The organism is Psychrobacter sp. 16-MNA-CIBAN-0192, assembly GCF_040309565.1.
GTDB lineage: Bacteria > Pseudomonadota > Gammaproteobacteria > Pseudomonadales > Moraxellaceae > Psychrobacter.
The window spans coordinates 1-275 of record NZ_JBEOOX010000218.1 but is presented as its reverse complement, the minus strand read 5'-3'; the positions used below and the strand labels follow the sequence as shown (position 1 = coordinate 275).

The 275-nt window shown below is 41.5% G+C and carries 1 pseudogene; it reads right to left on the bottom strand.

What is annotated here, in order from left to right:
* Positions 1-275 (bottom strand): annotated as a pseudogene (locus tag AAEY78_RS12985) (hypothetical protein); the annotation flags it as partial.

The window sequence follows — 275 nt, the reverse complement described above, 5'->3', positions numbered from 1 at the left end:
CGCTTACTGGTTTCCCCATCCGTTAAGAAGCCACCAAACGTCTGCGATACAGCGCTAAACAGAATAATGCTGACAGCAGACAATGCTTCTTCAGCCAACTCTGTGGTATTTAATAGCTCTTTGGCTTTGGCCACACTAATCACAGCACAGCTTTCATTTTCACTAAGACGAGGCTTGGTCTCTTCATTATAGTTTTTATAACAAAAAGCGATAGACACATATTCATCACAACCAGATAGCTCAGCCAAATAAGCTTTGTCGATAGTTTTTACTGC